General features: G+C 54.4%; 23 protein-coding genes. 13 read left to right on the top strand and 10 right to left on the bottom strand.

What is annotated here, in order from left to right:
- Window positions 1–705: 705 nt before the first annotated feature.
- A complete protein-coding gene (locus LIX00_RS25885) occupies window positions 706–918 on the bottom strand; it encodes a hypothetical protein (RefSeq protein ID WP_227357685.1) in 213 nt (70 codons plus the stop codon).
- A 230-nt stretch (window positions 919–1148) separates the two neighbouring features.
- Complete coding sequence (locus LIX00_RS25880; protein ID WP_227357684.1) at window positions 1149–1811, bottom strand: DUF8102 family protein; 663 nt, start codon at window positions 1809–1811, stop codon at window positions 1149–1151.
- Window positions 1812–1912: 101 nt separating this feature from the next.
- Between LIX00_RS25880 and LIX00_RS25875 the strand changes: the two genes are divergently transcribed.
- From LIX00_RS25875 to LIX00_RS25840, 9 genes are all read left to right on the top strand, one after another.
- Window positions 1913–2065, top strand: a complete 153-nt coding sequence (locus LIX00_RS25875; RefSeq protein WP_227357683.1) for a hypothetical protein — start codon at window positions 1913–1915, stop codon at window positions 2063–2065.
- Between the two features lie 191 nt (window positions 2066–2256).
- Window positions 2257–2379 (top strand): hypothetical protein, encoded by a 123-nt coding sequence (locus LIX00_RS26060; RefSeq protein ID WP_255679384.1) that lies wholly within the window; start codon window positions 2257–2259, stop codon window positions 2377–2379.
- The gene (locus LIX00_RS25870; RefSeq protein ID WP_227357682.1) at window positions 2376–4925 is read left to right on the top strand and encodes a phage NrS-1 polymerase family protein; all 2550 of its coding nucleotides are present in this window, start codon (window positions 2376–2378) and stop codon (window positions 4923–4925) included. The genes LIX00_RS26060 and LIX00_RS25870 overlap by 4 nt, the downstream gene beginning before the upstream one ends.
- Before the next feature lie 930 nt (window positions 4926–5855).
- The gene (locus LIX00_RS25865) at window positions 5856–6257 is read left to right on the top strand and encodes a hypothetical protein (protein WP_227357681.1); all 402 of its coding nucleotides are present in this window, start codon (window positions 5856–5858) and stop codon (window positions 6255–6257) included.
- A 451-nt stretch (window positions 6258–6708) separates the two neighbouring features.
- Window positions 6709–7227 carry a hypothetical protein gene (locus tag LIX00_RS25860; protein ID WP_227357680.1) on the top strand — a complete coding sequence of 173 codons (519 nt, stop codon included), beginning with the start codon at window positions 6709–6711 and terminating at the stop codon, window positions 7225–7227.
- Between the two features lie 26 nt (window positions 7228–7253).
- Window positions 7254–7559: a DUF8136 domain-containing protein gene (locus tag LIX00_RS25855; protein ID WP_227357679.1), complete on the top strand. Its 306-nt coding sequence runs from the start codon at window positions 7254–7256 to the stop codon at window positions 7557–7559.
- Window positions 7560–7879: 320 nt separating this feature from the next.
- Complete coding sequence (locus LIX00_RS25850; RefSeq protein WP_227357678.1) at window positions 7880–8089, top strand: hypothetical protein; 210 nt, start codon at window positions 7880–7882, stop codon at window positions 8087–8089.
- Window positions 8079–8333: a hypothetical protein gene (locus tag LIX00_RS25845; RefSeq protein ID WP_227357677.1), complete on the top strand. Its 255-nt coding sequence runs from the start codon at window positions 8079–8081 to the stop codon at window positions 8331–8333. The genes LIX00_RS25850 and LIX00_RS25845 overlap by 11 nt, the downstream gene beginning before the upstream one ends.
- A gap of 300 nt (window positions 8334–8633) precedes the next feature.
- Window positions 8634–9077 (top strand): hypothetical protein, encoded by a 444-nt coding sequence (locus LIX00_RS25840; RefSeq protein WP_227357699.1) that lies wholly within the window; start codon window positions 8634–8636, stop codon window positions 9075–9077.
- 6 nt (window positions 9078–9083) lie between these two features.
- Here the strand turns inward: LIX00_RS25840 and LIX00_RS25835 are convergent, their stop codons facing one another.
- Complete coding sequence (locus LIX00_RS25835) at window positions 9084–9278, bottom strand: hypothetical protein (RefSeq protein ID WP_227357698.1); 195 nt, start codon at window positions 9276–9278, stop codon at window positions 9084–9086.
- 231 nt (window positions 9279–9509) lie between these two features.
- Between LIX00_RS25835 and LIX00_RS25830 the strand changes: the two genes are divergently transcribed.
- A complete protein-coding gene (locus LIX00_RS25830) occupies window positions 9510–11372 on the top strand; it encodes a right-handed parallel beta-helix repeat-containing protein (protein ID WP_227357697.1) in 1863 nt (620 codons plus the stop codon).
- 21 nt (window positions 11373–11393) lie between these two features.
- Here the strand turns inward: LIX00_RS25830 and LIX00_RS25825 are convergent, their stop codons facing one another.
- Window positions 11394–13163 (bottom strand): glycosyltransferase family protein, encoded by a 1770-nt coding sequence (locus LIX00_RS25825; RefSeq protein ID WP_227357696.1) that lies wholly within the window; start codon window positions 13161–13163, stop codon window positions 11394–11396.
- A 41-nt stretch (window positions 13164–13204) separates the two neighbouring features.
- Here LIX00_RS25825 and LIX00_RS25820 point away from each other — a divergent pair, with 41 nt between their 5' ends.
- Entirely contained in the window at window positions 13205–13396 is a 192-nt protein-coding gene (locus tag LIX00_RS25820; protein ID WP_227357694.1) for a hypothetical protein, read from the top strand.
- A gap of 531 nt (window positions 13397–13927) precedes the next feature.
- On the opposite strand, the gene LIX00_RS26460 is transcribed toward LIX00_RS25820, so the two are convergent.
- From LIX00_RS26460 to LIX00_RS25805, 4 genes are all read right to left on the bottom strand, one after another.
- Window positions 13928–14071 (bottom strand): DUF7563 family protein, encoded by a 144-nt coding sequence (locus LIX00_RS26460; protein WP_438267134.1) that lies wholly within the window; start codon window positions 14069–14071, stop codon window positions 13928–13930.
- A 2-nt stretch (window positions 14072–14073) separates the two neighbouring features.
- A complete protein-coding gene (locus tag LIX00_RS25815) occupies window positions 14074–14298 on the bottom strand; it encodes a hypothetical protein (protein ID WP_227357693.1) in 225 nt (74 codons plus the stop codon).
- 11 nt (window positions 14299–14309) lie between these two features.
- Entirely contained in the window at window positions 14310–14492 is a 183-nt protein-coding gene (locus LIX00_RS25810) for a hypothetical protein (protein ID WP_227357692.1), read from the bottom strand.
- 100 nt (window positions 14493–14592) lie between these two features.
- The gene (locus tag LIX00_RS25805) at window positions 14593–14961 is read right to left on the bottom strand and encodes a DUF8118 domain-containing protein (RefSeq protein ID WP_227357691.1); all 369 of its coding nucleotides are present in this window, start codon (window positions 14959–14961) and stop codon (window positions 14593–14595) included.
- A gap of 202 nt (window positions 14962–15163) precedes the next feature.
- On the opposite strand from LIX00_RS25805, the gene LIX00_RS25800 reads away from it, so the two are divergent.
- Both LIX00_RS25800 and LIX00_RS25795 read left to right on the top strand, forming a co-directional pair.
- Window positions 15164–15394 carry a helix-turn-helix domain-containing protein gene (locus LIX00_RS25800; protein WP_227357690.1) on the top strand — a complete coding sequence of 77 codons (231 nt, stop codon included), beginning with the start codon at window positions 15164–15166 and terminating at the stop codon, window positions 15392–15394.
- A gap of 273 nt (window positions 15395–15667) precedes the next feature.
- The gene (locus tag LIX00_RS25795; protein ID WP_227357688.1) at window positions 15668–16381 is read left to right on the top strand and encodes a hypothetical protein; all 714 of its coding nucleotides are present in this window, start codon (window positions 15668–15670) and stop codon (window positions 16379–16381) included.
- Between the two features lie 239 nt (window positions 16382–16620).
- Here the strand turns inward: LIX00_RS25795 and LIX00_RS25790 are convergent, their stop codons facing one another.
- Window positions 16621–17178, bottom strand: coding sequence for a hypothetical protein (locus LIX00_RS25790; RefSeq protein WP_227357687.1), 558 nt, complete (start codon window positions 17176–17178; stop codon window positions 16621–16623).
- Window positions 17179–17595 (bottom strand): ribbon-helix-helix protein, CopG family, encoded by a 417-nt coding sequence (locus LIX00_RS25785; RefSeq protein WP_227357686.1) that lies wholly within the window; start codon window positions 17593–17595, stop codon window positions 17179–17181.
- Between the last annotated feature and the right edge of the window lie 50 nt (window positions 17596–17645).

The raw sequence follows: 17645 nt of genomic DNA, 5'->3' as shown, positions 1-17645 counted from the left end.
GCCATCAGCATAAAGCCTATACGGCGGGTGTGTGTCAGTTGGCCGTGCTGGCCTTATCGGGCCGGCGTAAGCTCGGAGCGTGGGGTGAATTGACACCCCCACACTTCCGTTGTTAGCATGTAGTACTAACGCGCCGACCGGTTGTTCCCTACCCCTTCAACCTCTCCCCCTTCGAAGTTCAAAAAGCATCATACGGTTTATCTTATATACTCACGACGACTGCCACGGCGCTTGCTTGCGGTTTTTCACTCGTCGCGTGGTGTCTGACGCCACTGCCGCATTAAGCGTTAAGCGGAAGTACAACTACCCCGGGGGTGTCGCTGAAATCTATACGTGAAGGTTGCTGTACCGGCAGTACAGGGCTTATTTATCCTAATTTAAGAGAATAAACCCGAAACCGAAAAGTATACGATGTGGAAGGCCATACTAGAAAACGGTGACAACAGCTTCCCACCAAGACACTCGTCACCATAGCCACGCCACACAATAGCGGGGTGCAAGTGATCGATAACCGCAGCTCAAACCCAGGGCTGTGGTACGCAGCCGCTTAGTCACCGGCTGAAACGGCGGAAGCTAGCGTCAATCTTCATCACCACTTCCAATTCATCCCCGAGCGACAGCTGTTGCTGTCGCCATTCATTCCGGATATCTTGAGCACATCTTTGGTCACGATAAGCCGCTGCGGGTAAGCGGCCGCCGCGTCCCCTACTTCGGTTTCCCGCCTGGTTTCGGGAGAGCGACTTGATATTTCACCACGAGCCAAATGTAGACCATCGTCCCTGCGATGGCCAACCCTGCCACGGCAACCGGCATATTGCCAATGACAAGCCCGTAGGCGAACATCTGTAGACCGATTCTCACTCCGATACTGGGTGGCCCAGCCGGAGTCTCAACGCCGACGCTAACGTCAACCTTCATTCGTTTTTAATCACCTTTTTCGAGTGCCGGGAGTCACCCGAGCACCACCCACTTAAGGGCTAAGCACGCCAACAGTCTCAACGTCTTATCGCCCAATCGTTTTCTCGCACGTGCTATAGAGTTGGAATACCTGGCTGTTCATAAAAAGCTTCAGTAATTAAATCGCCGAATTAGGACAAGACGGTACTTGCTTTCTCGTTCGCAAATCACAACTACTATTCGCGGTGTTCCTACTCGTCTTCGGCGTTCTCGTCCTCTTCGGGTAGTGTTTCTATCGGATCGGGGCGCGGGCGTTGCTTTTCACGGGATGCTTTCGCCTTTTGCGATCCCGCTTCCTGGGTTTCTGCGACGAACTGCTCGAACCGTTTTTCAAACTCTTCATGAGCAATTTCAGGATCGAACTCATCTGACTTCGCATAATAGCGGAGGAACCACTTGAGTTCACCCTCGGTGAATTCGTCCCACTTACGAAACCGGATTTTGTCCTCGATCTTGTCCCATTCGACATCTTGGGGAGACGTCCGTCGAACCTCAAAATCAACATCCACATCGTACATGTCACTCCCCGCGAGCTGGTACGTGGCACGCCTCACACCACTCTTAAGGTAGTACTCGAAGTTTGGGAGTGTTGTCGTCACATGTGTTTCCTTGTAGAGGAATGCAACGAGGTTGATGAGAGCTTGGTTGAGAGGTTCTCTTTCGTCCTCTGGCGGGCTGAAGATTTTCTCACGCTCGTTTTCGTCGAGATGCTCGAATAGTTCAGTGAAGTCATAGAGTGAGTTACGGACTCGTTCACGAATCGCTTTGCGTTGTTGGTAGCGCTTCTGACTGGCGTACTCTCCCTCATACTCGTACTCTCCTCGGATGAACTCTCTCTGTTTCTTCGTGAGCATCCCATTTGACCGGTCCGTCGGTAAATCTTTTTGCATATACTCCTACCTTCACCTGTAGGTGGAAAAGTTTATCGGTGTTGCTGAACTACACACTATTGCAGATGTCAAAAGCAACCGAGTCACGAATTCCCGTCAGTCTTGAAACGCGCAAGAAACTCCGCGTTCTGAAAGCACAGGCTGACGAACCCAGCTACGACTCACTCCTATCCAAGATAGTCGAGAACGACGCTGTCGAGGCGTCTCTCACGGAGTAGTCACTGTATGGAATTCGACGAAAGAGACGATTCCACGCCCGCGCAAGTCCTGGCAGACACATCGCGGGCGTGTTTGCAACAACCCGGAGCGAGACGATGCTCCTACCCAGACCTATGTTTTGGGTCGGTATATGATTTCGCATTTACCACCTCACTAGGGCGTCGTCTCTTGCTACCCCTACGAGATCCTAATGTACGAAAACTACGACGACGCTACTGAGTTTCACATCGACCGCGACGACTACGAACCGTCACCGAGCGGCGGGTACAAACTTGTCTACCACATCATGCTCGGACGCGAGGTTGCTCAATGAGCGACCGACCACCGCACCCTGACACCCTCTCATTCGGCGCGAGCGCCGTCCCCGACGAACTCACCGAGCGTGACCAGTGGGTGAGTTGGCGCTACCAGTGGACACCTGACCGTGACGAATGGTCGAAAGTCCCCCGTGACGTGTCCGGCGGCTACGCAAGCTCGACCGACGCTGATACGTGGACGGACTTCGATAGCGCTGTCGAGCACTACAACGACCACGATTCAGATGGTGTCGGTTTCGTCGTCCACGAGGATGGTATCGTCGCCGGTGTGGATTTGGACGGCTGTCGTGACCCACAAACCGGCGACGTTGACGACTGGGCCACAGACATCATCGGTAAACTCGACAGCTACACAGAGGTCTCACCGTCCGGCACCGGCTTTCGTGTCTTCGTCCTTGGCTTCAAACCCGGCGATTCGTGCAAGCAGGTGATGGAAAGTCAGTTCGACTTAGAGAAAACCAGCGAGATAGAAATCTACGACAGCGGACGATATCTCACCGTCACTGGCCACCACGTCGATGGCACCCCGACGTCGGTCGAGCAGCGCAACAGCGCGCTGTCCGATGTGTACGAGGAGTACATGGTCGAAGACGAGGACGAAGACGAGGAAAGCGGCTACGGGGCCGAACCGGTGGACGTCGACCTCGAAGACGAGGAAATCATCCAGAAGGCGCGAAACGCCGGCAACGGCGACGACTTTGCGCGTCTCTTCGACTGTGGCGATACATCCGCACACGGTGGAGACCATAGCCGAGCAGACTTAGCACTCTGTGGCCACTTGGCGTTTTGGACGGGCGGAGACCGCAACCGAATCGACCGCCTGTTTCGACAGTCAGCACTCATGCGCGACAAGTGGGACGAAGATCGTGGTTCGAAGACCTACGGCGAACTCACCATTGATGAGGCACTTAAAGGCAGAACGGACTTCTACGACCCATCACAGGTTGCTACAACCGACGGCGGAACTGCCGCGGTGAGTGCGAGTGAATCATTCACCGTTGGCGCTGGCGATGGTGTCCGGTTCAAAGACGCGCCAGCGGAACCAGTGGTTGACGACGAGGATCGTGTTTCAATCGTCAAACCAGAACCCGGAACCACCGATGTGACGGTGAAACCGATAGGTAAGTGGGTGTGCCAACAGTGCGGCACCGTCTCAGGCGAACACGCAACGGTGGGTGACAGTGTGAAAGACCCTGGTAACTGCCCTTCCTGCGGCAAGTCTGGCCCGTGGGAACCGGTTGTTGACGACGACGTCCCCGCACAGTTCTATCTTCAAGAAGCATGGGACTACCCGAAAGCAGTGGATGAGTCTGATTTCGAGGAGTTGTGGGACGACGTCCGGCAATACATCTACGACCATTGGGACGCTGGGGCGAACAACGGACACATCTACGACGGACTCACCGCCTACGCCCTGTCGACATGGCTCCGTCCGGATCTCGACTTCGTCCCTCACATCATGCTGATGGGGCGCTATACTGGCGGCAAAACTCGTCTTCTGAACACACTGTCGCGTCTGTCGTACCGGTGCATCGTCTCGGCAAGCGCGTCGCCATCGTCAATGTTCAGGCTGATTGACGCCTACGATACCACGTTCTTCGTATCGGAGTATCATGGCCTTGACCCCGACACGCGACGTGAACTTGACGCCGTTGTCCGCGCTGCTCAAAAGCGCGGCGAGACAGTCACCCGAAGCGTTCAGATGGACGGCGGTGGCTTCGAGCCCGAAGTGCTCGACCCGTTCACGCACGTAGCCGTGGCGACACAGTATGAACCAGCGGATGACATCGTCAGCCGCTGTATCGAAGTGAAAACGTCGCCAGCAACCCGGGAGATGCCGCCAACGCTCGACGACGAACGAGCAACTAGCATCCGGAACCGGCTGCTCTATGCCCGCTTCCGTCTTCTCGGTTCGAACCGAATTAAAATCGCAAAAACGAACGCATACGAATATCTCGCCGAGCATGAGATCGACGGTCGTCTTCGAGAGAAACTCCTTTCGGCACTCATGATTGCCGATATCTGGGGCGACGTCGGAATGATGGACGACTTTGTCGACTATCTCGTCTCCGCGACGAAGCAAGCAGAAGCCAAAAGCGAAGACGCGATATTCACCGAAGCAGTGCGTGACCTTGCGTTCGAATCCGTTGGGCGGTCGAGCTTCGACGATCCCGATACCAATCCATTCGGCGACGTCGAAATCCCATACTCCGATATCGCAGACCGATTCAACGACATTAGCGGACAAGACCGCTCTAATTCGTGGATCGGGCATGTCGTCTCCCGTCACAACTTCGAAACGCAACGAAAGCGCGACGGGACCGTCATAGCCGACCCCGAACTCGGAGAGAAATTGCAAGACCTGTGCAGCGATTACTCGCTCGGCTGGGAACCATTGGATTCGATTAACGCTGTTGCCGAACTCGACAAGCCATATAACGGCCAGTGCAGTGCGTGTGGAGACACAGACTGGATTGCATACGAGGACGTCGAATACGGTGACCGGCTATGCGGCCAGTGTGCTGACGAACTGCGTGACTGACTAACCACTCTTCTTTTCCCCAATTCGAACTCCCGACCGACCATTCTTGTTGCATCCAAGAGGACGAGTTACAACACTGTCACGTGAACCTTTGCAAAGGTTCACGGGGGGTTCACGCAAAGGTTCACACCGAAAGGAGTCACCGCAGTCTTGCGATTTCACACACATGAATGGTGTGTGTGTGAACCTTGTGAACCTTATTTGGTAGAGTAGGGGGGCGTCACAGATTCATGCAGTGGTGTGTACCCCCCGCGTCCATTCCCATATAGGGTTCACAGGTTCACACTGAGAGGTCACCCCTCCGCCGTCTCGTGGTTTTCCCGTGAACCCCCCGCGATAAGGTTCACACCAAAGGTTCACAGGTTCACGCCGTTGTTCGCAACTGCCGAACGCGTGCGCGTTGGTTAGTATGATATACTAACCTATGATTGAGTCTGTTGGCTTTGGCCTCCCAACCTTGTTCACTTTCAGCTTACCACTTTTACCGATGGATATATGCCATTTACGCTCGTACATGTGTACGAGACAGGTATAACGGCAGAGAGGAAGATCACCACCCGTTTCGTGTCCGAGGGAAACCAATGACGCACGTTGCGCTCCCCTTTGACGGGGAGTTTGCGGATTCTATTTCCTCTCACCGCGATGGCATTGTTGCCGTTGTATCGATTGACAAACCACCATTCACAAGACCATTTCCATGAGTAGCAGTACCCACATCCCTGTCAGCGAGGAACTCCGCAAAGCAGCGCACCGCCGCAAGTCCGAACCAGGTATCACGTACGACGATGTCCTCCGTGATTGGCTGCCTGACGACTTTTGGACCGACAACGCCGGAGCTGAGTAATTGTGAGCGTCGCTCGCTCTCCGCGCCACCCGGCCACCGTTCCTCCCCGTCGCGCATTCGACGCGTTCATTTGGGAGACGAATGCCGTGTGCAACCACTGTCTTCAGCGCGTCCGCCGCCAGTATCCGGAGTACGACGCTGCGTGTGATGCGTACGTCTACGAGAATCAGAACCATCTCCGGTGGGCAGTCGCTCCGTGGAGTGACGCTGACCCATCCGCCCATCGGGAGTATGATACGAGCGGCCGCAAAGTCACGTTCTGCCAGTGTGGGCGTGAGAACGGTCGTGCTGCGGATGATGACTACTCGTACTCCGAACTCAAGGAGCGACTTCGGTGCGTCATCGACCGTCTCACCGAGGCGGGGCTCGACATGGACGAGAGCGTGATGTACGAGTTCGTCGAGGGAGCGAAATGTAAGCGACAGATCGGTGGCAAGGACACGCAGATCCTTCGTCGCGCTACGAAACTCGGACTCAAACACGCTTGACCCACCAACTGTGATGACCGTCACGAACCCCTACGGCGTGGCGAGAGCATTGAATTCGAGGGCAGAACGAACTCGGAAGCTCGGGTGTTCTGTACTGTGTTGCATCACAGCGAGTTCCAATAGTTGGTTGGATGGCCACACTGGATCGGGGACTGTTCCCCACCCTGTCGTTTTCACATACTGACATCATTCATCTGAACACACCAACCATGACTGACGAAACTCCCGACACCCCGCAAACCATCGGCGAGGGCAAAGCAAAACGCGACGCACTCAAAGAGCGCATCAAAACGCTGGAGGGCACTGCACCCCCCCGAGTACGTTGCGACCCTCCGTGAGGAACTCGCCGACTTAGAGGCACGTATCGAAGCCAGCCAGCAGCAGGCAAAGAAAAAGAACGCGATTAAGCGAGGACTCGGCCTTGCGTCACAATCCACCCGAGACTAACATCATGAGTCAAACCACTACCGAAGACGGCGAGAGTATTGTCCTGGAAATCCCCCGTGGCTACGCACAAATCGGCGACCCGACTGACCCCGCAGGACAGCAAGTAATCGACCTGCGAGACGTCCCTACCGTAGACGGTGCAAAGCACCTCGAACTCCCGGTCGACAGTGTGGACGTTGCTCGTGGCCTACTCCAGGAACACCACCCCTTCAGTGTGGTTTCTGATCCAACGGACTACGACCTTGCGAGCGTCAAATCGAAGGTGGATCTCCGGAAGGAGAAGCAGGCACGTCGGGCCCGAGAGATGGACCAAAAACGCGAGAAGAAGAACCGGGGCTTCGACCCTGTCACGGACCAACCCTCGAACCACCGGAAGGTCAAGATCAAGAAGGTCTACAACCAGTTGGTCGAGCTGGGCGAAGACGAGAAAGCCGAGAAGCTTCGGGAGATCAGTTCGACGCCGAAACAGAATCAGGTGGCCCGACAGTACGCCGAGAGCATCGACGGCGTCGCTAAGCGGTAGTCAATTCACACGACTCGATTTCTAGTATGCCGAAATCAGACGACACACACACCAACAAGGAGGAGGACACTGGAACCCCTGGGGGGTCAGAACCCGCAGCACCAGATCGTGATGAAATCCTCTCGCTTCTCACTGATGGTATAGAGGAGGCACATCGCAAGGTCACATCCGGCCGTGTCTACGACGAGAGCAAGGAGCAAACACGGCAGGGATGGATACGGGTCCTTGCGTACGCTGCCGGGCAATACCGCCAGCTCGTTCGTGACAAAGAACTCGAACAGATAGAGGAGCGCCTCGAACGGCTTGAGGAAGCCAAGGATGGCCCGAAATGACCAGCAAGCGTAACGTAGAGCGACGTCTCGAACGCTTGGAAGATGAGACACGGCCATCGGACGGGACGGACATCACGATCTCGATGCACCGAGTCGACCAGGAGGGTAACAATGCCGGGGTAGTCAGTGAACTCCACTGTTGGACGGACGACGAAGGCGCGTGGCACAGTGAGACGACTGACTACGGCGAAGGAGAACACCCGTGACGTCGAAGCGCACTCTCAAGAGACGTCTCTCCGACCTCGAACAGCGAGACGGTCCTGATGAACCACTCTACCCGTGGATGAAAGCGTACGATATCCCCCGCGAACTGTGGAACGATGCAGGAGCAGCGTGGCGATACGCGCTTACCGAAGGTGACTCATATGCCGAGTAAACGGAATATAGAGAAGCGTCTTGATAACCTTGAGCAGGAGGATGTAGAGGACATGTCTATCGCAGAACTCCTTAGCGCCGACCCAAATGCGGCAGGGAAGCGTCTCCGTCCAGAAACCCAGCGAAAACTTGAGGAGATCCTGAATGCCGAGTAAACGCTCTATCAAGAAGCGACTAGAGAACCTCGAAGACGGCACAACCGACTACAAGCAGGGCAATCTCGCCACGTGGATAGCTGCGATGGAGACGGACACTGCCGGCGGCATCGTCGACGAGGAGAAACGCCTCTACCGCTACGGTGGACAACTCTACCAACTCCCGAAGGAGATCGTCGAGATTGCAGCACGGCGAAGTGAGGAGTTAGAGAATTACGAACCAGTTCGCGGCACTCTCGAATAGCTTCTGTAGGTTAGTATAATATACTAACCAGCGCTTGCGATTCTCCCGAGTCAGGACTCTCTCGCTCTGCACCATCCGGCACGCATAGACACCGATTTTCACGAGTGGCTGTAGCCCTGCGCTCTCGCCGGGCGGTGACCTCTCGGCCGTTGAGTGTGAGGAAAATATCGTCAACATACTGTGGAAACTCTCGAACTGGGGTAGTGGCGCCCTCAATTGTGAGTCTATCTGAATCCTCTGTTTCACTTTCACTGGGCGGTTCTAGTTTATTACTGAATATCACATAGCTCATTTCAGACTATGAGCACAAAAACCACCCAACTACGAGTTAACCCACCAATCGGTGGGTACGTCATCGCCGCCATGTTCGTCCTGCTCACCATTCTCGCGCCGATTAGCGCCGTGAATATCATACTCAGCGGCGACCTCGTCGTTGGACTTGTGATGTTGTTCATTGGAACACCGATGTTCGCCGGTGCAGCATACGTCTGCCGTCACTTCATCGATGATATCCGCGAATATCGGCAGTGGCTTCGTGTCGAACACCAATGGCTCTACGCACTCGGCGTTGTCTTCCGATTGGCATTCGTTGCACTAGTCGTGATTGGGACCGTCGTTGATATCTTGTATTTCGCTTCCCCGCCGGTACAGACGGTCATCCTGGCAGTCGGGGTTCTCGCTGCGTATTCGGCTCTCTCTGTGTTGGTCTCTGCTGTCGGGCAGATGCTTCTCCCCGGTGCATAACGGTCGCTACTTCTTGGCTTCTTTATTCACACGAATCAGCGCCGGTTCCCCCTTTTCTTGCGTGCGCCCAATAGCTTCCTCACAATCCGGGCAGATAAGCGAATCATCCTCCAGAAGGAAACTACCAGGCACTTTATTTTTGGCGCCACACTCCGGGCATGTGACACCCTCGCCTTGCAACACGGCCTTATAATGCGTCATAACACGGTCGAACCAGGCGATCCTAATAAAACTAGTTTCAGCGATGAATGTATTCGCGGATTGGGCGCTCTTTCTCGGACGATGACCCACCGTGGCGAGTCCCTAGTATAGCACGACGACCACTAGCGAGCGGACAACTACACACTACACTTAGTCATGACTCAATGGATTGAGCTCACGAAGACGTTTCAGAACGGAGAACCGCAGACGAAAGCCATCAAAATCCCCGGCATGGGGGAAGAAATCTGGTTTACAGATAAAGCGTATGCCGAAGTCAGCACAATGGTCGCGGACTTGCTCGCCAGCCAAAATGACTTCATCAACAAGGTGACCGCGCCCAGCTCACCTGGTACATACTACGAGGACGCACCACAGAACGCGCAAGTGACGGTCGAACTCCCGAGTGGGGCGTTTGACCATCTCTCGGCGGATTCGTTCGATATTGACGGTGGAATCGATCTTACTGATGTGACGGGCGCTGATCCGTTGTCGGTAGCGTCATTGGATTCTGGATCGGTAGATACGGAGCATGTAGCTAACGTCGCCGACTACATCGTTGGCAGCCTCTCCGAACTCGAAGCAGCATTTGCCAACCTCTCCAACGGAGAAATCATCTATATCGGGAATGAGGGAGCACCGTACCGGACAACCTCATGGCTTGATGTCGATGGTGTCAGTAACGTCAAAATTGTCGGGTCGGGGAAGACCGACCTCATTACAGTCGCAGACGAGGCAGGTGTCGGTGGGATTCGCATCGGCAATACCACCCAATGTACGGATGTCCATGTCTCTCATGTTGGCGTTGACGGCAACAAAGACAATCAGACGGGGACGGGTCAGAACCTCCACGGGTTCTCCATCCACAACGGAAAGCGAATCACGGTCGAAAATTGCATTGCCAGAAACCTGTATCCGTATCATGAACACGGGACGGGGGGCAGTGGGATATCCGTCGAAGGGCCTGCCGAGTCGGTTAAAATCCATAATAACTGGATAGATAACACGGGCGACCGTTCGATAGAATCCCACGGGACGAAATACTTCATCGCGTCGAACAATCTCATTACGAACGGATTCGACCGTGGTATCTCGGTTGATACGGGGGAAGGATATGCTGTTGTTGCGAACAATCTCCTTTACAACAATCAGGATGGGAGTTGTGTTGGCCTCCAGTGGGAGGGGGGCACACCGTGCCAGTTCGTTGTCGCAAATAACACGGCTCTCGGTGACCATAACCGACTCGTCCAAATCCGCAGAACGACGGCACATGGCGCGGTTGTCGGCAATGTTGGACGAACTACGCAGGCAATCACGGGGATTAAAACTGAGCCAGATACTGGTCCAATGACAATTACAGGGAATTATGTCGAAGGATACACTCAAAATGGCATTTGGCTTCGTGGCGAAGACAAGGTGTGTGTCGGAAATAACGTTCAATCAATTGGGCAGGCGGGAATCGCGGTCGCCCTTGAAGCAACGAATCATGTAATAGCTAACAACCTTGTTCGAGATACAGGCCTGGAAACTGGAAGTAACTACCCCGGTATTGATGTTGCTTCTGGCGCGTCAAAACTGCTTCTCGATGGGAACTCGGTCGAAAACCCAACAACACTCTGTCTCAAGTTTGCGGGGACCGATAGCACAATCGTCAACAATCGAGTGAGCGGTGGGCAAGTCGGCATTCGTGCAGACGGGACAGCGGACTCAATCATCGCCAACAATTCGATTGAGAATAACACCTACCGAAATCTCGAACTCCTTGACGCAACCAGGAATCTCATCGAGGGCAACCGCGTTAAGAACAAAGGGAACACGAACCCGACATTCATCGAAGAAGGTACCTCGGACAATAACTTTTGGACAGCGAATTACGCACCTGACGACGGCAATACGTGGTCGTTGATTGGGGCAGGGTCGAACGTACAAAATAACCGTCCGACAGCAGGCGTTGACGTTCGGAACTTCACTACCGTTCCGAATGGGACGAAAATGTACCATGATCCCACAGTATCGGGAGATACGAATACCGAAGGTGAAGCCCAGTATATCGGTGGGTCGTGGATTAGCCTCGTTGATGGTTCGACGATAGCCTAAACGGCACAAACAAGCCCCGAATTACGTTCGCCAGATCGTAAACTTCCCGTTTGAATAAATACGCGCGGTCGAAGAGTCGCCCATCAACTGCCGGGCATCCTCGCGTGTGTAATAGACAATCTCGCGCTTTCTCTGTTCTGACGCCCCTCGCCACCAATAATAATCGCGTTCTTTGGTGATGGCATACCCCGTACCTGCGGTCGCACCGAGTGACGATCCATTTTGGCCCAAGTGCTTCGGGAGTTGGTACTCCGGTTTATAGATGGAAAACGCCCACTGCTGCCATGACAAATCGGCATGACTCCCGACGAGATATGTTTCGAGGACGTGTGACATATGCAGAGTTTTAGTTTGCATTTCCGGATTGCGATACTCTAAATGGTGTTCGGCACCCTCAAACTCGGTTTCAATAATGTGTTCATCCTCGTCATAGATGGTAAACGGACTCCATACCGCCGCTCCGAGAATCACCACGACAAGACAGGACCGAACGACCGCGTAGTCGTTCGACTGATGGCGTTCGGAGAGCCAATACAGTGCGCTCCCAATCACGAAAAAGGCCATCACGAGCGTTACTTGATGCACCCGATAGGGGTTGCTGGCGATAAAGTTGAACACCAAGAGGAACACGGCGAACACACCGCCACCGGCAAACAGACCGGTCATCACGTTTTCCTGATGCGACCCACGACGTCGAAGCGCGCGATAGGCGAGTGGGAGCCAGATGAGACCTGCAACCCCGAGGTACAAGAATAGCGTTCCCCACTTGCCGATAACAAACCGCCGAATGAGTTGCATGGTCGAGAAGCCGGACCCACTTGCGCGCGAGACTTGCTGGCTGGCAGACCCCGCAGCGGCACCGATGACGGATAACACAATCGTCGAAAAGGCGCGTTGAAACGAGCGCTGGGAGAGATACCACACCGGATAGACGAGCACGGAGATAAACGCCCATGCAACCGGTGCGCTAGTACTGCGTTGCTCCGAGGTGGTGCGCCACCACGCCACCACCTCGGAGAGGGCTTGCACGCCGAAGATAGCACCGACGGCAACCAATCCCGACATGAGATGACCGAGGAGCAAAAACATCAGAAACCCAATCCCCGACAGCGAGATCAATGCACGTTGTCGGCGATCACGTGTCCGTTCCCACACGTCGAAGAGGACGAACACAAGCGGAATCAGAGAGAAGATCAGCATCCACGGCATGAATGAATGGGTGTATTTGTTAAAGACGAGTGGCAACGCGGCCAGCAGGACATACCGCGCCAGTAGAGGAGTGCCATACCGCCGGGCAACCAACACAATGCCTGCGATAAGCATACTATAGTACAACAGTGAGAGGATCGTACCGAAGACACCAAAGCGCAAGTTAGTGACGAAATGTAATTCGGCGATGAGGATATGTGACAGCGGATAGATATTTAGTTCGGGAATCGAATGAGTGGCCGCAATCGCCTTCGCTTCGCCAAAGTGCATCAGCAAATCCCCTCGCGGTGGTGTCCAAAACCGCAGGCCCATCTGCATCGGATAAAACCAGAAGACGAGATACAAACACCCGATGAGGAGCACCGAGCGAACCATATCCTTGTGTGATCGCTCTCGGATGGCACTGTAGAGGGACACGAACCCGGCGAGCAGGCCGACGACAAACACGCCCCACACAAAGAGCGGCACTGCCCGGTAGATGGTCGGGTGATAGCCTTTCGCCGCTGCCGTCACGACGAAGATGGCAAAGAGAATAGACGCAAAATACCCGAGCACCAATATCCACCCCCGCTGATCATTCATTGACGATATAATTATAACCCCCGTTTCTTAAATATTGCAGTATGTCACGACAACTAAGATGGCTTCGGCGGAACTGGGCACTCATCTGTGTCGTCACCGTCCTCGGTACAGTCAGTGCCGTGATTGACTACCGCGCCGGAGTACAGGGGGGCTATGGTCCGGCATTGATCGTCTCGGCACTCGTGCTTATGGTACTGGCGGTCCTCGACCTCTGGACTGACATCCCCTTCTGAGCAACCCGCGAGACACATCTACCGGCGATGACCACCACCGCACACCACATGCGGCGGTGCGAGCCTCCCCTGTGTCATTGTATAGGGTTGGTATATCACTCCAACCCACCTTCAATTACATACACGAAAAATAACATACAATAGTGCACTCGCGGACACGCGCCAACACGGCACCCGTCCGCTTCCCGCGCGGCCTCTTACGAACCAGCATAAGCTCGGATTTCCTAGGTGGCTACAGCGCGGTGCTACTCATCGACAACTACGATATTGTGCTCATCGAAGAACTCCTGTAACATCTCGTCACGACACTCATCACAGATACTGAACTCCCGACCAGTGACTTCGGCCGTCTCACCAAAGCACTCCGCACACGTCGCACGGTTCATACGCCCTCCTGTGCCGCCTCACACTCCCGAACCCACTCTTTCACGACCTCACGCGTTGGGCACCGCGTCGCCGGTGGGCCGAAAACCGTGTGTTCTTCGCCGGTGACTGGGCACACGACCACTTGTTCAGCGTAGTCGGACATCTTTACTTACTCCTTACAGTCTCACCACTAAACAGTTCGCTCCCCGTCGAACACTGTGGGCACGCGAACACCTCACCATCCTCATCACCGAAAACGCGAATGAATCGAGGAGTGACGTGTGTCTCGCAGTTCTCGCAGCGGGGCATGGCTAGCGCTCTCCGAATCCGACCGCCATCTCGTACTGAGCGAGGACGAACCCGCCGAAGAGTGCCACCACGCCGCCGATGGCGTGGCTTGTCAGTGGGCCAACGCCGCTCGTCAGTGCCACCTGGAAGGTTGCGTGCGCGAGCGCGATGCCCGCGAGGACGATGAAGACGTGACCTGCTGCTCGGTATGTCGATTCGTCAGTTCCAATTTTTCTAAAGCGTGTCATAGGTCGTAGGATTAGCTGTTGTTGTCGTTCTTGTTCTCGTTCTCGGTGTCAGAGAGAACGGGGTGATCTGGCGGAATCACATGCCCGCACGGGTAGAGTTCAGCTCCGTCTGGCCCGGAGATCGACACCGACTGAATCGGCTCTCCACACCGCGGACAGTGGCGACGCTGTTCGTCGTCGCTATCGTCAGTCATTGGTGGATCTCAACCACCGTATCCGACCGAATCCACTCAACGCACGACCCCCACAGCGTGAGGTCGCCGGTGTCGTCGGTGTATGCTTCCACCATCGGTACTAGCACCCCTGGTGGACGTACTCGACGTCGAGAGCTTCACGGCCGCACGCGGTGCACTTCCAGTACAGCTCGCCGCCTTGCTCCGGCGGTTCGACGAACGGGCCGTCTATCGTCTCCTCGCTGCACTGGTCGTCAGTCCGGGTGGATTCTTCGACCGCGGCCATGTGCTTGCAGAACGCGCTTCGGTAGCGGTAGTGCGGACAGCTGCACGACTGCGCTTCGTCGTGGCCGTTGACGATGACGGTGTAGATGGTGCCTTTCTCGTCGTTGCGGACGTTGTAGATCGGCTCCGGGGCCGTGTCGACAACGGTGAATTGTTCGTCGGGCGATTCGACAGTCTTTTTCTGCGGTTGGGTCGTAGTTGACATTGCTTCTTGGACAGAAGCACGTGCGTCCGGCGGTGCAACGCCGGGCGTTTTCTCATACCGTAACGCCCCGAGGAACGGGTGTGCTTCCTTACCATGTATTACTCAATACAAGGTATTAAACCTTCCCATGTATCACACAATACATGGATTTAAGAGGATGGGTGCGCAACTTCCATGTGTGAGCTGATACATGGCTGTAGACATGGTCAAAGAACGAGACGAGGAAAGTGGACAGTACACTCAAACCGTGAGCGACGACGAACTCGTCGCCTTCCTGTCTGAGCAGGGGGGCGCGGGCACTAGTGAAGTTGCTTCGGCTTTCGACTACAAACAGCCGACTGTCTACCGACGTCTCAAACGACTCGAAGAAGACGACCGTGTCATCAGTCGAAAAATCGGCGGCTCACTGCTATGGGAAGTGGACAACGAATGAGCGCCGTCAGCCATGCGTCAGACATACCTCAAGCAACCGAAAACAGAGTTTAAATAAAGTCCGCGTGAAACCCACGGCTATGTAACGAGTATCGAGTGCGGCAGAAGGGAACGGGGAGGTCAGTTCCTCCCCGTAGGCTTGAATCACCTATCCCTTCTGTTGCGACCGTAATAATAGTTTGCCCTTGCGTAGTGGCAAAACTATCCCGGTCGTGACGACGTTTCCATCCCGTTCGTCGCCGTCCCCCAACGGGACACCACTGAAACCACAGGAATGGGCGACACCAGCGACTACGTGACGCTAGAACAGGTCGAACAACTACTCGCAGAGCAGCGCGCCGAACTCACGGCAGAGTTCGAAGCACGCCTCGAAACCAAGGACGAACGGATTGCCGAGCTCGAGGAGCGGCTCGATACGGCAGAATACCGTCTCGATGCCACGTCAAACATTGACGACAAACTCGATGAGCGTCTCGAAGATGTCGAGGAGACTCTTGAGAACGCGAAACCAGGGGTAGACGCCCCGGAAACCACCTTACACAACACGCTGTTGGCGGACACACCACTTGAACAGGTCTGTGGCATGACCGACCAGGAATCCCGCGGGTATTTGAGTGAAAACCAGCACCGCGCGCGAAACATCGCACTCGTCGCAACGAAGATTGGGAAGAAAACGCCGAATGGGTACGTCATCAGCAACAAGAAGTATCGAGAAGAGCTGGCGGCGATGCTCGGGAAGTATCCCAACGACAACACGGTCAAACGCACACGAGAGTTCCTCGATTGGTTCGGCAAAGAGAATGTCCAGATCATCGATCACCGCGGCTCGAAGAAGGTCGTCTTTGACACGGCGTATGCAAAGCAACTCGGTCGGACTTCATACGCGCCGGAGGAGTGTCTTGTTGTCGAGCACAAGAACTCGTGGAAGGACATGCTCGGATTACACCCGTCGGGTAATGACTCCGCAGGAGTGTCTGCCACGGTGTAATCAGACGCAAAATAACGCGATAAAATAGACTGAAACCAACGCGGGGACGTTCCAACCTGACACACGTTGGAACTGACGCACCACTTCACTAGTGGGAACACTGGAGAGATACCTTTTGTTTCAGTAGCAGTTGAAGAAAAGCATACGAGTCGGGGGTTTTCTTTCGTCGTCTGATTACGTGACGGGTGTAATTCTCTGAGTACCCACTGACAGCGTGTGAAGGGGGAATAATTGAGGCGTTAGTCTCTTTTCATGGATTTGTCGAGGAGATTTAACAATTTTTCACGGTCCTGCATAAGGGAGGCTATAGAGTCCTCGATCGATTCATGTGTATATACTTCTGTGGTAATGATTGTAGTATCTTCGATGAGTTGTCTGTTACCCCGGATTGATTGATAATAGTCAACAATCAATTCTGTTTCCTTTTCATCCAAATTTCCGAGATAATTTGCGTTCTCACTAAATACTGTATCATCCATCAAATAAGAATTGAAACTGCCTAAGGTTTTTATTGCATTTTCTTCTGACCAATGGGCGGCGTCTTGTGGCATCTCTATTCCGTATTTTTCCTTTGGAAGCTCCTCATCCGGATTCTGAACTTTGTGTATTGCCACGTATAAATATCTTAGAACCTGAGCATGGCTTCTTATCTCAGTTGCCAACCCTGCACGCACACTTTTGGCATCGAGGTGCCGTTGGTAACGCTGTGCTATGATCCCTCCTAAGATGCTTCCTGCTGCACCGATCGCAGCTGCAACAAGTATCGGGACAGAATTAGGTGAAACCCATGGAGGCATCTATTCACCCTTGCCGAATACCCACCATTTGAGACGCGTCGCTAGCGGTTGCTCGCGCCAGCTAAGTTCGTCTTCGACGTAGCGTTTGAGTTCTTGATTCTCTTCGCGTTGAGCGAGCACTTGGCGTTTCTCACGGTGAACACGGTCGAGTTCCTGTTTCACTTCATCGTACTCCGCTTGGAGTTCGTCTAACTCCTCGCGTAGTTCCCCGTGCTCTTGCTGGAGTATTTCGTGGTCAGAGTGGAGTTCTTCGTACTTTTGTTGGAGTTCTTTGTGCTCTTGCTGGAGTTCATAGTAGTCTTCGCGGACTTCGAGTGCATCACGGATGTACTCCGCACGTGATAAACCGGCGTTATCCGCGAGTTCATCTAACTCCTCACGGCGTTCATCGTCAACTCGAACGGATACATTTGGCATACAGAGTCACTTCGACCGGAGCACAATGTAATTCAGTCAGACGCACGTCA

The sequence above is a fragment of the Haladaptatus salinisoli genome (genome assembly GCF_020614375.1).
In the GTDB taxonomy this organism is placed as follows: domain Archaea; phylum Halobacteriota; class Halobacteria; order Halobacteriales; family Haladaptataceae; genus Haladaptatus; species Haladaptatus salinisoli.
This window is presented reverse-complemented; position numbering and strand designations above follow the sequence as displayed.

What these genes read in the sequence shown, in the direction of transcription:
- LIX00_RS25885 (WP_227357685.1), bottom strand. Translation starts at nt 918, where the DNA reads ATGAAGGTTGACGTTAGCGTCGGCGTTGAGACTCCGGCTGGGCCACCC.
- LIX00_RS25880 (WP_227357684.1), bottom strand. Translation starts at nt 1,811, where the DNA reads ATGCTCACGAAGAAACAGAGAGAGTTCATCCGAGGAGAGTACGAGTAT.
- LIX00_RS25875 (WP_227357683.1), top strand. Translation starts at nt 1,913, where the DNA reads ATGTCAAAAGCAACCGAGTCACGAATTCCCGTCAGTCTTGAAACGCGC.
- LIX00_RS26060 (WP_255679384.1), top strand. Translation starts at nt 2,257, where the DNA reads ATGTACGAAAACTACGACGACGCTACTGAGTTTCACATCGACCGCGAC.
- LIX00_RS25870 (WP_227357682.1), top strand. Translation starts at nt 2,376, where the DNA reads ATGAGCGACCGACCACCGCACCCTGACACCCTCTCATTCGGCGCGAGC.
- LIX00_RS25860 (WP_227357680.1), top strand. Translation starts at nt 6,709, where the DNA reads ATGAGTCAAACCACTACCGAAGACGGCGAGAGTATTGTCCTGGAAATC.
- LIX00_RS25855 (WP_227357679.1), top strand. Translation starts at nt 7,254, where the DNA reads ATGCCGAAATCAGACGACACACACACCAACAAGGAGGAGGACACTGGA.
- LIX00_RS25850 (WP_227357678.1), top strand. Translation starts at nt 7,880, where the DNA reads ATGCAGGAGCAGCGTGGCGATACGCGCTTACCGAAGGTGACTCATATG.
- LIX00_RS25845 (WP_227357677.1), top strand. Translation starts at nt 8,079, where the DNA reads ATGCCGAGTAAACGCTCTATCAAGAAGCGACTAGAGAACCTCGAAGAC.
- LIX00_RS25840 (WP_227357699.1), top strand. Translation starts at nt 8,634, where the DNA reads ATGAGCACAAAAACCACCCAACTACGAGTTAACCCACCAATCGGTGGG.
- LIX00_RS25835 (WP_227357698.1), bottom strand. Translation starts at nt 9,278, where the DNA reads ATGACGCATTATAAGGCCGTGTTGCAAGGCGAGGGTGTCACATGCCCG.
- LIX00_RS25830 (WP_227357697.1), top strand. Translation starts at nt 9,510, where the DNA reads ATGGGGGAAGAAATCTGGTTTACAGATAAAGCGTATGCCGAAGTCAGC.
- LIX00_RS25825 (WP_227357696.1), bottom strand. Translation starts at nt 13,163, where the DNA reads ATGAATGATCAGCGGGGGTGGATATTGGTGCTCGGGTATTTTGCGTCT.
- LIX00_RS25820 (WP_227357694.1), top strand. Translation starts at nt 13,205, where the DNA reads ATGTCACGACAACTAAGATGGCTTCGGCGGAACTGGGCACTCATCTGT.
- LIX00_RS26460 (WP_438267134.1), bottom strand. Translation starts at nt 14,071, where the DNA reads ATGCCCCGCTGCGAGAACTGCGAGACACACGTCACTCCTCGATTCATT.
- LIX00_RS25815 (WP_227357693.1), bottom strand. Translation starts at nt 14,298, where the DNA reads ATGACACGCTTTAGAAAAATTGGAACTGACGAATCGACATACCGAGCA.
- LIX00_RS25810 (WP_227357692.1), bottom strand. Translation starts at nt 14,492, where the DNA reads ATGACTGACGATAGCGACGACGAACAGCGTCGCCACTGTCCGCGGTGT.
- LIX00_RS25805 (WP_227357691.1), bottom strand. Translation starts at nt 14,961, where the DNA reads ATGTCAACTACGACCCAACCGCAGAAAAAGACTGTCGAATCGCCCGAC.
- LIX00_RS25800 (WP_227357690.1), top strand. Translation starts at nt 15,164, where the DNA reads ATGGTCAAAGAACGAGACGAGGAAAGTGGACAGTACACTCAAACCGTG.
- LIX00_RS25795 (WP_227357688.1), top strand. Translation starts at nt 15,668, where the DNA reads ATGGGCGACACCAGCGACTACGTGACGCTAGAACAGGTCGAACAACTA.
- LIX00_RS25790 (WP_227357687.1), bottom strand. Translation starts at nt 17,178, where the DNA reads ATGCCTCCATGGGTTTCACCTAATTCTGTCCCGATACTTGTTGCAGCT.
- LIX00_RS25785 (WP_227357686.1), bottom strand. Translation starts at nt 17,595, where the DNA reads ATGCCAAATGTATCCGTTCGAGTTGACGATGAACGCCGTGAGGAGTTA.